The 14,493-nt window shown below is 33.8% G+C and carries 11 protein-coding genes; 7 read left to right on the plus strand and 4 right to left on the minus strand.

Features of this window, described 5'->3' with window-relative positions; translation table 11 throughout:
• Positions 1–407: 407 nt before the first annotated feature.
• Positions 408–1,256 carry an MBL fold metallo-hydrolase gene (locus ACIP9G_RS12965; RefSeq protein WP_401019822.1) on the minus strand — a complete coding sequence of 283 codons (849 nt, stop codon included), beginning with the start codon at positions 1,254–1,256 and terminating at the stop codon, positions 408–410.
• A gap of 500 nt (positions 1,257–1,756) precedes the next feature.
• Between ACIP9G_RS12965 and ACIP9G_RS12970 the strand changes: the two genes are divergently transcribed.
• The 6 genes from ACIP9G_RS12970 to ACIP9G_RS12995 all read left to right on the plus strand — a co-directional run bounded on the left by ACIP9G_RS12970 (position 1,757) and on the right by ACIP9G_RS12995 (position 9,807).
• On the plus strand, positions 1,757–2,701 hold the full coding sequence (locus ACIP9G_RS12970) for an urea transporter (RefSeq protein ID WP_401019824.1): 945 nt from the start codon (positions 1,757–1,759) through the stop codon (positions 2,699–2,701).
• A gap of 662 nt (positions 2,702–3,363) precedes the next feature.
• Positions 3,364–5,031, plus strand: a complete 1,668-nt coding sequence (locus ACIP9G_RS12975; protein ID WP_401019827.1) for an amidohydrolase — start codon at positions 3,364–3,366, stop codon at positions 5,029–5,031.
• A gap of 471 nt (positions 5,032–5,502) precedes the next feature.
• Positions 5,503–5,709: a DUF3311 domain-containing protein gene (locus ACIP9G_RS12980; RefSeq protein ID WP_401019830.1), complete on the plus strand. Its 207-nt coding sequence runs from the start codon at positions 5,503–5,505 to the stop codon at positions 5,707–5,709.
• 19 nt (positions 5,710–5,728) lie between these two features.
• On the plus strand, positions 5,729–7,147 hold the full coding sequence (locus tag ACIP9G_RS12985; RefSeq protein ID WP_340822627.1) for a sodium:solute symporter family protein: 1,419 nt from the start codon (positions 5,729–5,731) through the stop codon (positions 7,145–7,147).
• A gap of 32 nt (positions 7,148–7,179) precedes the next feature.
• Positions 7,180–8,121 (plus strand): AEC family transporter, encoded by a 942-nt coding sequence (locus ACIP9G_RS12990; protein ID WP_401019832.1) that lies wholly within the window; start codon positions 7,180–7,182, stop codon positions 8,119–8,121.
• A gap of 12 nt (positions 8,122–8,133) precedes the next feature.
• The gene (locus ACIP9G_RS12995; RefSeq protein ID WP_401019834.1) at positions 8,134–9,807 is read left to right on the plus strand and encodes an amidohydrolase; all 1,674 of its coding nucleotides are present in this window, start codon (positions 8,134–8,136) and stop codon (positions 9,805–9,807) included.
• Positions 9,808–10,057: 250 nt separating this feature from the next.
• Here the strand turns inward: ACIP9G_RS12995 and ACIP9G_RS13000 are convergent, their stop codons facing one another.
• Together ACIP9G_RS13000 and bla are read right to left on the minus strand one after the other, a co-directional pair.
• Positions 10,058–10,780, minus strand: coding sequence for a GntR family transcriptional regulator (locus tag ACIP9G_RS13000; protein ID WP_340822623.1), 723 nt, complete (start codon positions 10,778–10,780; stop codon positions 10,058–10,060).
• Positions 10,781–11,169: 389 nt separating this feature from the next.
• Positions 11,170–12,009: a subclass B1 metallo-beta-lactamase gene (gene bla / locus ACIP9G_RS13005; RefSeq protein ID WP_401019837.1), complete on the minus strand. Its 840-nt coding sequence runs from the start codon at positions 12,007–12,009 to the stop codon at positions 11,170–11,172.
• A 203-nt stretch (positions 12,010–12,212) separates the two neighbouring features.
• On the opposite strand from bla, the gene ACIP9G_RS13010 reads away from it, so the two are divergent.
• Positions 12,213–12,902 (plus strand): FHA domain-containing protein, encoded by a 690-nt coding sequence (locus ACIP9G_RS13010; protein WP_340822621.1) that lies wholly within the window; start codon positions 12,213–12,215, stop codon positions 12,900–12,902.
• Positions 12,903–13,170: 268 nt separating this feature from the next.
• Here the strand turns inward: ACIP9G_RS13010 and ACIP9G_RS13015 are convergent, their stop codons facing one another.
• On the minus strand, positions 13,171–14,430 hold the full coding sequence (locus tag ACIP9G_RS13015; RefSeq protein WP_401019839.1) for an MFS transporter: 1,260 nt from the start codon (positions 14,428–14,430) through the stop codon (positions 13,171–13,173).
• Positions 14,431–14,493 lie beyond the last annotated feature (63 nt).

A 14,493-nucleotide genomic window follows, 5' to 3' on the forward strand; every position in this document is an offset into this window, starting at 1 on the left:
GTATTAAAAGTAGACTGTTTTCATTGCCTATTAAGTTGATTGGAGTGGAGGGCGGCGACTCCTGCGGGAACGCACGGCACGTAAGACGCAACAAACCACGCGTTAGCGAGGGTTGCGGCTTACGCTGTGCCCGCGGAAAGCGTCCGCCCGTAATGGAAATCAACGGCAGAAGTCTTTTATATTTATTTTGACTAAACCTTTTTATCCCATGACCACAATTTTTTTATTAAAAGTAGACTGTTTTCATTGCCTATTAAGTTGATTGGAGTGGAGGGCGGCGACTCCTGCGGGAACGCACGGCACGTAAGACGCAACAAACCGCGCGTTAGCGAGGGTTGCGGCTTACGCTGTGCCCGCGGAAAGCGTCCGCCCGTAACGGAAATCAACGGCAGTATTTTTATTTTAATTTAATAACCATTTACAAAGTTCGAGATTGTTTCGATTTCGTCTTCTGTCAGTTCTCTTTGTACGTGTTTTTCATATTCCTTAATAATGCTCTGCTTGTCTCCGCCGAAACGATCTGTAAAGTTGGCGATTGTTCGAAGATTCGCTACTTCTTGATTAAACTCTTCTTTACTAATCGGCTGTTGATGAGAAGGGATATATGTATCCGCATCAAATTGCTCTAATTCATCCAACAAGCGCAGCGTTTCCTTAATTGTATAGTTTTCTTTTACAGCGTAAAGATTAGGATAAATACAGTCAGCAAGGAAAAGAATCTTTTCTTCTTTGATATAGACAACTACTGAATCAGAAGCATGGTCCCCTCCAACATGTTGAATGATACAAGTTACCCCGCCAAGGTCCATTTCCGCACGTTTTTCAAACGTCACATCTGGTAAAACAATCTTAATATCTCGGTGATCTTTGAATTCTTCTTTAATAGCTCTAGCGCAAAATTCAATTTCAATTCCCTCTTTTACTCGCTCATCGATTGCTTCATCAGACCATGAGAACGGAATTAATTTCTCCATTTCTTCTTTTGTTGCTTTGGAAGCGATGGAAACAATATTACGTAGTGCTGACAGGCCAAAAATATGATCCCAATGCCAATGTGTTAGAACTACTATATCAGCATTAGGAACCCCCATTTTTAAAAGTTCTTCCTGAAAATATTGTACATGATCTTCCGAGTTACCTGCATCGATCATTAATGTCTTGTTATTGCCAACTACCATTCCTAGAATGGGGCGGTCGGTTTCTGATATTGGCGTGATATACCAAAAACGTTCACCTATTTTGTTAATTGAGTGCATAATAAATTATCTCCTTCCATTTATAATAGTTTAATTCAAAAAGTAATAATTTACTCTTTTGAAGAATTTTTTTGTGAATAAGAAGCAATTGCATGGCGCTTTATTCTACTTCGTTTGATAATATCGGGGGCTTAAAGGATATAAAAGGTTTGGAACTAGAAAGTAAAGGGAAAATAGTGCTTAAATTCATGATCCTAGCGAAAATGGTAATTGTAGTACTGGTCATATAAACAACTGAACTTCATTTACAAAAATTCAAGTTCAATACGATATCGATGTGAAAGTTTCTGCACTGGTCCAATTAAAAAGATGGAGTGAAATTATATTTTCATTCCATCTTTTATTACTTTATAAATGATGAATTAGGTTGTCGAGGTTTTAAATTGCATTTTATACCTTTTTATTTATATAATTACCATATTTAGTATTTAAATTAACCACTATTTTCCACTTAACGTAGGTTTAATTTCAAATACAATGATTTTTGAAGGGGTGATTGTATGTTGAAAAATATGAATAATTATACTTCAAAAGGAGAATTCACTTCCGTTATACTGGCTTCCCTCATGGGATTTTCTCAAGTCGTTTTTATTGAAAATGCCATTTCAGGTTTCATTATTTTATTAGCTATTACGATTTATTCTTATAAATTGGGCATCATTTCACTTTTATCTTCTATTGTCGGCACACTAATCGGAAAAATAGGAGGTGCGCAAGAAAATAGTGTTAGATCCGGTCTATTTGGATATAATTCTGTCTTAACAGCTTTGGCTATTTCATTATTTTTAACTGGAACTTCTAGGTGGGGCATCGCACTATTAGGAGCAATGATTGCAGCGATTTTTACAGCAACAATGATGCATTTTTTGAAAAATATAGACATGCCCGTCCTTACTTTTCCTTTTATCATCCTAACATGGTTTATCCTATTAGCTTCTTACAAACTAAACGTATTCCACTTAAGTGAATCTTTAGTACCCCAAAGTTTATCTTACTGGCAACTAAATATTGCAGGTGAGTTAAATTGGACTGTAGGTTTTTTGAATAATATTGAGCAAATCTTTTTTTTGAATCATCCTTTATCAGGTGTACTTCTTTATACCGCTATATTTTGGGCTAGTTGGAAACTTGGTATAAATGCTGTGATAGGAAGTGTCGTCGCTTTAGTCTTATCATATGGACTTGGAGGAGAACACGCTTTAATAATAGGAGGTCTTTACGGCTACAATGCGATATTAACATGTATGGCAGTCTCTACTGTATTTAGTACCAAATCTAATCGTTTTAGAATTATTTCAGGCATTCTAGCGACATGTGTAACCATACCGCTTACTGCTAGTTTTAGTACTTGGCTTTTACCATATGGCCTCCCTGTTCTAACGATGCCATTTGTCCTTAGTACTTGGCTCTTCTTAGGTGCTAGAAAGGTAATTCCTAATTTTTAAATAGAGAAATTCTTCAGCTGGAGAATTTAAATATTTTATAAGTACGTGATAACGACCAATAAAAAATGACATCTTACATAAATACTGGTCGTTTTGCGTACTTACCTTTTATCTCATCATCTCTGATCACACCCCCGATTAATTCATTCACAAATCACCAGTAATAATAGCTATAAAAAAATTATATACTAGGAAATAAATCAAACTACCCTCTTCGAAAATGCCCGATAATTCTCTTTAAATAAAACTCATTCTCTTTTAAACTATTTTTATGTTGACAATCGTATTTTAAATTAATATACTATTCCAAATTAAACCATCAAAAGGTAAATTAATCTTACTTAACTGGTACGTACATCACAATAAGTTTACAACACATAAAAGTAAATCCATTATTCCTACTGTCGTTAAACTCCTTGGTTTGCTGGTTGTAGCATACATCATTATAAGGTTTGTTACTGTCGATCATGTACTAACCCAAACTTTATTAATTCAAGCTACAATGCCTGCTCTAACATTGTCATCTATTTTATTTAGTAAATTTAATGCGAACGATAGATTAAGTGCAAATGTAACAGTAATTTCAACAATTTTTTCTTTATTGTCAATACTATTGCTTCTTTTAATTTTTGTTAAATTAAATTACTTTTAGGAGGAATTTTATGATGAAGATTGATTTACTTATAAGAAATGCAAATATTATCACTTTAGATGCTCATAGTACTCGTGTTAATGTTGTAGCTTCTTATAGAGGAAGAATTGTAGGAATATGGTCTAAAGCGGAATTTAATAAAGCAGAGGATTCATTAGCACCAGAAAAGGATTTTAAACAACTCGATTTAAATGGTGCAACGTTAATCCCTGGATTCATCGATACTCATAATCATCTATTTATGTATGCTTTAAATAAGGCGCAAGTTGATTGTTCATCTCCTCGAAATAAAAGTATTTCAGATATCCTCTACAATTTAGAGGCGTTTCATCAGAAACAAAATGACAGTAGTTGGATTTTAGGTTTTGGCTATGATGATACAATGCTCACTGAGAACCGACACCCTACTAAAGAAGACTTAGATAAAGTAAGTACAGACCGACCTATTATTGTCCGTCATATTTCAAATCATATTGCAGTTGTAAACTCCAAAGTACTGGAACTAGCGAAAATAGATGCTTCTGTGAAAGACCCAGAAGGAGGGCATTTTGGTCGTGATGCATCAAATAATTTAAATGGGGTTTTATACGAACATGCGGCAATGAGCTTTGTTTACGATTATATCCCTGCCCCTTTAAAAGAAGAAGTTATAGATTTAATTCGCGTCGCTGCTCAAGATTATGTTGCTCAAGGGATTACTACTAATACTGATGCAGCAGTTGGGCATTCAGAATACGATATTCATATGGATGTAATAAGAGATACAAAACATCCCATGAGAATGCGATTAATGTTTATGTATAATGTGTTATTGGAAGATGGCTTTTTTGAAAAGTATAATGCAAATCAACTAAATCAAAAAATATTAGAAGACTCAAATGGCATGGCTAAATTAGATAGTGTGAAGCTATTCCAAGACGGCTCGATTCAGGGGCTTACTGGAGCATTACGTCAACCGTATTATAATGATCCAAATTTATTTGGGGAACTTATTTTTCCACAACAAACTTTGAACGATTACGTATTAAATTTCCATAGTCGTGGCTTTAGAATTGCCACACATGGGAATGGGGATCGTGCGATAGGCTCTATCCTTGAAGCCTATCAACACGCACTTGACACTTCTCCAAGGACTGACCACCGTCATCGGATTGAACATGTCCAAACTGCTACACCAGAAGATTTGAAGTTAATGAAAGACTACAATATTGCTGCTTCATTTTTTATTAATCACGTTTATTACTGGGGCGACCGCCATAAAAACATCTTTTTAGGGCCTGAAAGAGCAGAAAGGATAAATCCATTGAAAGAAGCAGATGACTTAGGTTTGTTGTATACATTACATTCGGATTGTCCAGTTACTCCGATTTCCCCGCTCTTCTCAATATGGGCAGCGGTTAATCGTGTGACGAGTGGAGGACATGTACTAGGAGAAGGACAAAAAATTAATGTTGAAACCGCATTAAAATCAATGACAATTTACGGAGCTCAATTAAACTTCGACGAACAAGATTTAGGTAGTATTGAAATAGGAAAATTCGCTGATTTTGCTATTTTAGATAAGGATCCAACAGCAGTTGATCCTATGACCATTAAAGATATCAATATTTTATTTACGATAATTAATGGCGAAATAGTATTTGAAAATAAAGAGTTAGCTTTATCAAAGATGAAATAATTACTATCCCCCAATAGTAACTATTTATAGATGTTAGACAAACTACTGACGATCACCATCCGTTAGTAGTTTTCAGAATATTACAAAAATAGAACATCTATTCTATTCCTGTAGACAAATTTTAGTAAAGCGTTGATTTTTTCAACAAGCTCCCTTTCCGCAGGTACAGCATCGACTAATTTTTATTTAACAGAATCTTTCGACTTATTTTTTGTTTCATTTTAGAGTCCTAATATTCTCTCTTTCCGCTTCATCCTTGAGTTAAATTACCTATGAAATAATTTATATACTAAACAATAATTCTCTTTTAAATCATTTTTTTCTACTTAAACACTATTATTATGTTGACAACTATATTTTAAATTTATATACTATTCCAAAATAAACCATGGAATTGTAAATAAATTAACTCAACTGGTACGTACGTCATGATAAGTTAAATTTATTTGCTATTTTGAAAGGAGTTATTCTATGTCCCGAAAAACTTTTTTTAATGTCTTAATTGGTCTTGTTCTACCTGTTGCTAGTGTCATTGGTGGGTTAATTTATTTTCGTTACTCTGAACATTTTATTTTAGGTTTTCCAATTCTTTATTTTTGGATGTTCCTGTGGTTCATACTGACATCTATTTGTATTTCTTGTTCTTGGTTTTTCTTCGATAAAAAAAATTATGATTAATTACAAGGTGGGATAGATAATGGCAGTTACAATCTTCATTAGTGTTCTTATTTTTTCTCTAATTCTAGCAGTTCTTTCAAAAGGAAAATCAAAAAAAGACAATGTAGCAGATTATTTAGTTGGTGGCAGATCTTTTAACGGATTTATCTTATTCTTTCTCGCTATCGGCGAAGTTTATAGTATTGGAACAATAATTGGGTTTCCTGGAGGTATATACGCAAAAGGGGCTAGCTACGGCATATGGTTTCTAGGATACATTCTTTTAGCATATCCAGTTGGTTACTTCCTTTCTCCTCTTATTTGGCGGGCTGGTAAACACTATAATGCGATGACCGCTCCTGATTTGTTCAAAAGCCACTTTTCTAGCAGACCTTTAGAGTTACTAGTGGCATGTACTTGTTTACTTTTCCTCATTCCTTGGGGACAGTTACAATTTGAAGGGCTTATAGTAGCTTTAAATGCTTTAGGCTTCGATTTCCCACCTATTATTGCTGTATTCATTGCTGGAACAATCGCATATGTTTATGTTGCGATTTCTGGGGTTAAAGCACCTGCTGTTATTTCAATTTTAAAAGACATTCTGCTATTCGCAGCCATCATTATCGTAGGGTGGGCAGCATTTTCAAAACTCGATGGTGTAAAAAATCTATTTACTACTGCAAAGGAACACGGTGCTTCGGTGTCATTTGGTTCGACAGAACAAGTCACGTTTTCAATAACGACAATTATTTTCCAAGCAGTAGCTTTCTATTGTTTCCCATTTATTATAAATGTATTGTTCACTAGTAAATCAGAAGGGACAATTAAACGCGCCCAAAGATTTATGCCACTGTATATGCTTATGTATCCATTCTTAATTGCTGCGGCATATTTTGCTTTAATTGCTTTACCGAACATCGATAATCCTAACCATGCATTTATTGCAACATCAATTGAATTATTACCTTCATGGGTAGTTGGATTAGTAGCTGCTGGAGCCGCACTATCAGGGCTGTTAGTACTAGCCGTTATATCTTTAGTAGTCGGTGGTATTTTTACTCGTAACATTGTGACAAGTATTCCAGAAAATAAACAACGCAAATGGTCACAAGTCGTTGTTGTTGTTTATTTATTAATTTCAATGTTGTTAACTGTTTCACTTCCAAGCTTAATGCTCAATCTAATTAACACAGCTTATTTTGGCTTCGGTCAAATATTACCTGGTATTCTTTCAATTATTTTTTGGAAAAGAGCTACAGCTATAGGAGTAGGTGCAGGTATTCTAACTGGTACGGCAATCGCCTTATCCTTCCAATTTGCAGGTATTAGTATATTTGCAATCAATACCGGGCTTATTGCATTATGTTTCAACTTCCCTGTCTTGATTATCGTGAGTCTACTGACATCTAAAAATAAACAGCTGCTCACACCGATAGTATCTGTGCGCATGGAAAAATAGTTTAATAATGATTGTTTTAGGAAGTGCATGAAATGGAGTATTCTGTTGTTTTTGAATCAATTTTATTAATAGGGTTTATGATTTTAATAGGTGTATTACTCGCTCGCATTACACCTATTAATGATAGTACTCGTAAAACCTATACGCTTATTATCGTGAATGTAGCGATGCCCTGTATTATTTTGTCGAGCATATTTAAGGTAGATATTAGTCCTTCTATTCTTAAAAATATCGGAATGGTATTTGGACTATCAATTATTATATGTTTAATTGGCATTTTACTAGGTTGGCTATTGATTACTATTTTTGATAAGGACAGTTCGATTAAACCTGAAATTGCCCTTCTCTCAGGCCTTGGCAATACAGGTTTCATCGGGATACCATTATGTGCCGCGATTTTAGGTCCTAAAGGTGCTTTATATGCTGCAATTTTTGATGCAGGTGTGGACTTAGTAATATGGACTGTTGGCGTTATGCTGCTACAAAAATCGATGAAATTTTCATTTAGCACGTTGAAATCGATGATCAATATTCCAACCATTGCAATTGTATGTGGCTTATTCTTTGCTTTTGTTAATTATCGTCCTCCCGTTATTTTTATTACGTTAACAAATCAATTAGCTGCACTTGCATCACCACTTGCCATGTTTTATATCGGAATACTAATAATGTCTGTAAACAAAGCTCAATTTACAGCACTTAAAAGTAAATCGATCATTCCTACATTGGTTAAACTCCTTGGTTTGCCGGTTGTAGTGTTCATCATTATAAGTTTTATTACTGTCGATCAAGTCATTGCACAAACCTTATTAATTCAAGCTACAATGCCTGCTCTGACATTGTCTTCTATTTTATTTAGTAAATATAATGCGAATGATAAATTAGGCGCTATTGTTACAGTTATATCAACAATATTTTCTTTGTTATCGATACCGTTACTTCTATTAATATTGGTTAAATTAAATTACTTTTAGGAGGTCAATAAAATGTTAAAAGTTGATTTACTTATTAAAAATGCAAATATTATTACTTTAGATGCTCATAGTACACGTGCTAATGTTGTAGCTTCTTTTGAGGGAAGAATCGTAGGAATATGGTCTAAAGATGAATTTAATCAAATTAAAGATTCATTAATTTTAAAACAAGATATGAATGAAGTAGATTTAAATGGCGCAACGTTAATCCCTGGTTTCATCGACACACATAACCATCTATTAATATATGCGCTAAACAAGTCTCAAGTAGATTGTTCCCCTACAAATAATAAAAGTATTACCGATATCATCTATAAGTTAACGGAGTTCCTTAATAAACGAGCTGACAGCAGTTGGATTTTAGGCTTTGGCTATGATGATACAATGCTAATAGAAAATAGGCACCCTACAAAAGAAGACTTAGATAAAGTAAGTACGGATCGACCTATATTTATCCGCCATATTTCAAATCATCTGGCAGTTGCAAACTCAAAAGCACTGGAAATCGCTGAGTTAGATGCTTCGATTCAAGACCCCGCTGGAGGTCATTTTGGTCGAGATGAATTCAATAATTTAAATGGTGTTTTATATGAGCCAGCTGCCATGGACTTAGTTTTCAATAGTATACCTACTCCATCGAACGAAGAAGTAATTGAGTTAATTCGAATAGCTTCTCAAGATTATTTAGCACAAGGAATCACAACGAATACAGATGCAGGGGTTGGATTAACATTAGGTCCAATCGAATACGATATCCATATTGAAGCTTTGAAAGAAAAAGCACATCCAATGAGAATGCGATTAATGATTATGAATGATTTGTTATTGGAAGGTGGCATTTTTGAAAAGTATAATGCTACTCAACTTAATGAGAAAATTTTAGAGGATTCTAATGGCATGGCCAAATTAGATAGCGCAAAACTATTCCAAGATGGTTCGATTCAGGGGCTTACAGGCGCATTACGTCAGCCATATTATAATGATCCGAATTTATACGGGGACCTAATTTTCCCACAACATATTTTGAACAATTACGTATTAGATTTCCATAATCGAGGCTTTAGAATAGCGACACACGGCAATGGAGACCGTTCCATAGGCTCTATCCTTGAGTCATATCAATATGCACTTGATACTTCTCCAAGCAGTGATCATCGTCATCGAATTGAACATGTGCAAACTGCTACACCTGAAGATTTAAAATTAATGAAAGACTACAATATTGCTGCTTCATTCTTCATTAATCATGTTTATTACTGGGGCGATCGCCATAAAAATATCTTTTTAGGGCCTGAAAGAGCAGAGAGAATGAACCCACTCAAAGAAGCTGATGATTTAGGTTTGTTGTATACATTACATTCAGATTGTCCTATTACGCCTATTTCTCCACTCTTTTCAATATGGGCCGCAGTTAATCGCATGACGAGAGACGGGCATGTACTAGGTGAAGGACAAAAAATAGATGTTGAAAGCGCGTTAAAATCTATGACAATTTACGGTGCCCAATTGAATTTCGACGAACAGGATTTAGGCAGTATTGAAATAGGGAAATTAGCTGATTTTGCAATTTTAGATAACGACCCTACAGCCGTTGATCCGATGACGATTAAAGATATCACTATTTTAGCTACGATTATTAATGGTGAATTTGTATTTGAAAGTAAAGAATTAGCTTTTTCAAAGTGAAAATAATTACTATTCCCCAATAGTAACTATTTATATATTATTAAAAAACTACTGACTCCCCATTTGTCAGTAGTTTTCTGTTGCCAAACAAAAGCATCTGTTATAGGCCTGTAAACTTACTTTTTTTAAATGTTGATTTCCATTCAAGAAGCTCCCTTTCCGCAGGCACGGCTTCCACTCCAATCAACTAGTAACGCCTACTTAAATCTGTCTCATTTTGAAAATTCAAGTTCAAGTTCATTATCCATTGTTACTGCTTTTTTAAACGTTGAGATTTGAAATGAAAAGCATACATACCTGGATTATAATCCGCAATACAATATTCAATGAGATCGCCATTAATATCATAAACAAAGCGATTCAGGTGGAGTGAATTACTGTTTTCTTTAATATTAAGCAATTTACAATCCTCTTTAGAAATAGGCTTACTCGTAATCACCTCATCCGCATCATGCAATTGTATATTCATTTCATCCTCTAACAAGTCATATAACGTACCACTTTTAATATCCAGTTTAGAAAGCTTTTCACCAATTTCTATTGGATAGTATTGTGTCTCAATGGCTATTGGCATATCATCTGCATAACGTACCCGTTTAATCAAATATGCTTCAGCTAAATTGATCGCTTCTTTTACTTCATCAGAAACCGTAATAATCCCATGTTTAATTAACTTCGTCCCCGGCTTCATCCCCATATTCTCAATACTTTTAGTCGTACTAATTAGATTACCCAACCAGTAATGAACGGGTTTTCTAGTAATATATGTACCTTTACCATGTCTTTTCTCCACAATACCATCTATTACCAATTGTGAAATAGCTTCTCTTACTGTACTTCTACTAACATTATATTCTTCCATTAATTCACGTTCGCTTGGTATTTTACTTATATATATACCTTGATTAATTTTCTTTTCGACCATTTTTCTTAACTGTATATGAAGAGGTATTGGATTATTTGAGTTAATCATTATTACACTCCTTTCAATAGTAAGTTTGTATAGGGTTAATTGGATTGCTAGACATATTATTATGAATCCTAAAAGTAACTGAATACCCATAATAATCATTTTTAAGCGTTACTGCTATTATATCTAGTCTCATCAGACCTCGTCCACATCATTCCTTCTTAAATTAATCTATAAGCACTCTCCTTCTTCAAAAGCTCAAATAAATTACATAGAGCCATCTATATTTAGATGGCTTCTATTTTTGTTCTATATTTTAAATGCATAATATTAATTATTATATTATTAACGCTCTATACATGATTACAGCAAATTAATCTCTTGTAGTTATTGCATGAAGCTCTATTTAAGCCTCTTTCCGATATGAACAGTCTCACACTTGTTTCCGCTTCTTATTTATTAGCCAATTCATAGTTTTTTAAGTTTTCTATTGTATGAGAAAGAAGTGAAAAGTCGCCCCAATTCTTATGTCCTGGAATAACTACCTTTGCTTCTGGATATTTATTAATAAGGTTTTGCATTGTATGAGGCCATGCACTCATATTTGCTTCATCAATTATCCCAACGTTATCCTGTTCAAGTGCAAAAATCATATCGCCAAATAACATTTTATATTGAGGTAACCATACGACAATATTATCTCTTGTATGAGCTTCACCTGGATAATATGTCTCTATAATAACTTTGCCTGCTTTAAATACAGGGTTTCTATCCAAGTTAGTTTTAATTTGAGGATATCCTACATCCTTTATCATTTTTGCAATAAAAGATGTACTTTCAACTGGAATTTTAGCATCCAATAAAGCTTGGATACCGCCAACACGGTCAATTTTATGATGAGTAATAATCGCTTTCTTTACACGTTTATGGAAATTTTGTTCAATCAATGTTAATAATTCATCTGCTAATTGGTCATTCCACGTGGCATCTATAAGATAAAGTCCTTTAGATGAGTTAATAAGCAGACCGTTTGCTGGCACTAAATAGCCATCCATATTTTCATAGGTCGTGTGGACCCAAACCTCATTATTGATTTTTGTTAATTTAACTGAACCATCCTTGTTGCTAATTTCAGTTTGATTTCTGCCTTTTAAAATCCCTTCATTTTCCTCACTTTTGGTAGATGCGTATGTTTTAGATTTTTCTATTGGAAATAAAAAAGATCCAATAATCACTGCCAAACTTAAAACACACAGTAAAACTTTTTTTGAACTCATTATTTTTTTCTTCATGTTTCTAACTCCTCCTTTTCCTTGTTCATTTTAGATTGAGATATTGCCCTGTTCAATAACAGAACGCTAACAAAACGCTAACAGTACAAGAAAAAAGAATGACTATTACCTAGATAAAGAACCGATTCTTTACATTTCAAGTTCATATGATAAGATACCCTTTGCATACTTTAAACTAAATTTGTTCCTTAAGGAGTATACAGATGTTAAATCAGGATGTTTATATTTCAATAAATAAGGGAGAAACACTTACTAAACAAAATAGAATTTTTATTACAAATACTGAAATTGTATTAGGGCGTGAGGGGAGAGATTTTATACCAGACGTTTCTTTTACTAGTCAATACATTTCAAGAAAACACGCTTTAATTGGTGTTGAAAGTGGAAATTATTATATTATTGATCTTAAGAGTAAACACGGAACAGAAATAAATTATACTAGCATTGAAAAGAACAAACCTTTTTTCCTTCACGATAGGGATGTTATTAGTTTAGCTCAAGGCACTTCGGTTCTTACTTTCCATCATCATTCGAAGAGCAGCCTTGATAAAACGCTTGAATTACCTATATTACAAAATGACAATATGGATGATTCTATTGGATTAACTATTAATATTGAACGAAGAGAAATACTAATTGACGGTGTTCAAATTTATCTTACAAGTAAAGACACAGGGCTATTTTGGTTGTTACATCAAAATAAGGGTTGTGCAGTAAGTTATGATGAAATAAAAATTACCGTTTGGCCTGAACGAATTTTACATAAAAATGAAAAACCGGACGTAGGACGTGAAGAAATTAATATGCTTGTATATAGATTAAGAAAGAAATTAGGTAAATACGGGAAATATATTAATTCGGTCCCACGTTACGGATATATATTAGACTTGTAAGCATTACACTACATAGCCTATTTTTAAATAATGTTGTACGGGCATTTTAAGAAATTGTTGGGATATCTGCCCCTTTCGTTATACATCGTTGAAATTTGTGACTTACGAAAAGTGTACGGGGCAAATCCTAACCACGCATGTATCGCTTTTATAACTGTTTTCTTATATTTTCCGGCTCATATGATTCCCCTATTTACCCCAACAAAATCATCAACTTGCTGCAATCCCTACTGTGCGATTGATAAAACTTAACTCTGTCATGTTATTATTATTCATTTTTTATATGCAAAGATTTTCCGTGTAACTTAGTGAGATAATGTTTTGTCAGAAAACCTAATAGAATCTCTACAAAAATTGCAAATAAAACAATAACATATATATGATTTGATAGAAAATCAAACAACACGCCATATAAAGATTGCCCAATTGGATAAGAACACATGACGATTGTTGAGACAACCGCACTTACTTTTCCTAACATTGCATTTGGTGTTTCTGTTTGAATAAACGTTTGTGCAAAAATGGTGAAAATCCCTACTGATGCGATGCATAAAAATGTACTTATACAAATGACAACATAGGCAATCATCGGTTGTATTGGTAAACCTGATACAAGTGCAATAGGTAATAATAACATTCCTCCTAATAAGATAAATAGATAAGAGTTATGAATGCTGAATTTTTTAGCCACTAATCCTATAAACAGACCTGCTCCAATCGAGCCGATAGCTAAGAAGCCTTCAGCAATACCATATAGTTGAGAACTCAAACCAAGTTTTACTTTTATTAAATAAGGCAAACCAATCAAAATCATCGATGAGAAAAACAAATTAATAGCAGCAACCAATAATAAAATCTTAAATAAAACCGGATTATCCTTCCCGATAAAAGTTATTGCCTGCTTTAAATCCATAATCACTGTTTTTATTATTTTTCCATCAGAAGTTTGTTTAGTAAATGGTATTCGCATAAATCCTTCTAGCATAGCTGCAATAAAGAAGGCAAACGCGCTAATTATAACAATTACCTTTAAATCCAAAAATCCGTACAACATCCCGCCTAAAATTGGCCCTAAGAAATTAGCTAATGCGTTAACTTGAACAACAATACCGTTCGCTTGCAACAAATAATGGCTATCTACTAGTATAGGAACGCTCGATTGTACAGCTGGTTGATACATAGACTGAATAATGGAGAGTACAATCATCACACCTGCTACTAAGAAAACAATCTGATTGCTACCTATTTGAGTAAGAAATAATAAACATACTAGTGCTGTAATCACATCTAAACCAACCATAATATTCCTTCGATTCACTCGATCTGCCAGCACGCCTCCAAAAGGTGATAACAAAATTGTAGGAAGCATCGAGACTGCAAGAACACCTCCAAAAGCTCCAGCTGAACCTGTCTCATCTAAAATATACAGCGATAGAGAAAAACGTAAAATCGAATTTCCAAATAAAGATATAATCTGACCTATAATTAATAACGTAAAATCCTTTTTAAATAGACTCCTATTTTTCATATAATGTCCTTCCTTGAATCATGTTATAAACAAACCGACCGGCGGTATTTATTATTTAAATAA

This window comes from Lysinibacillus sp. NPDC093197 (genome assembly GCF_044754025.1).
In the GTDB taxonomy this organism is placed as follows: domain Bacteria; phylum Bacillota; class Bacilli; order Bacillales_A; family Planococcaceae; genus Lysinibacillus.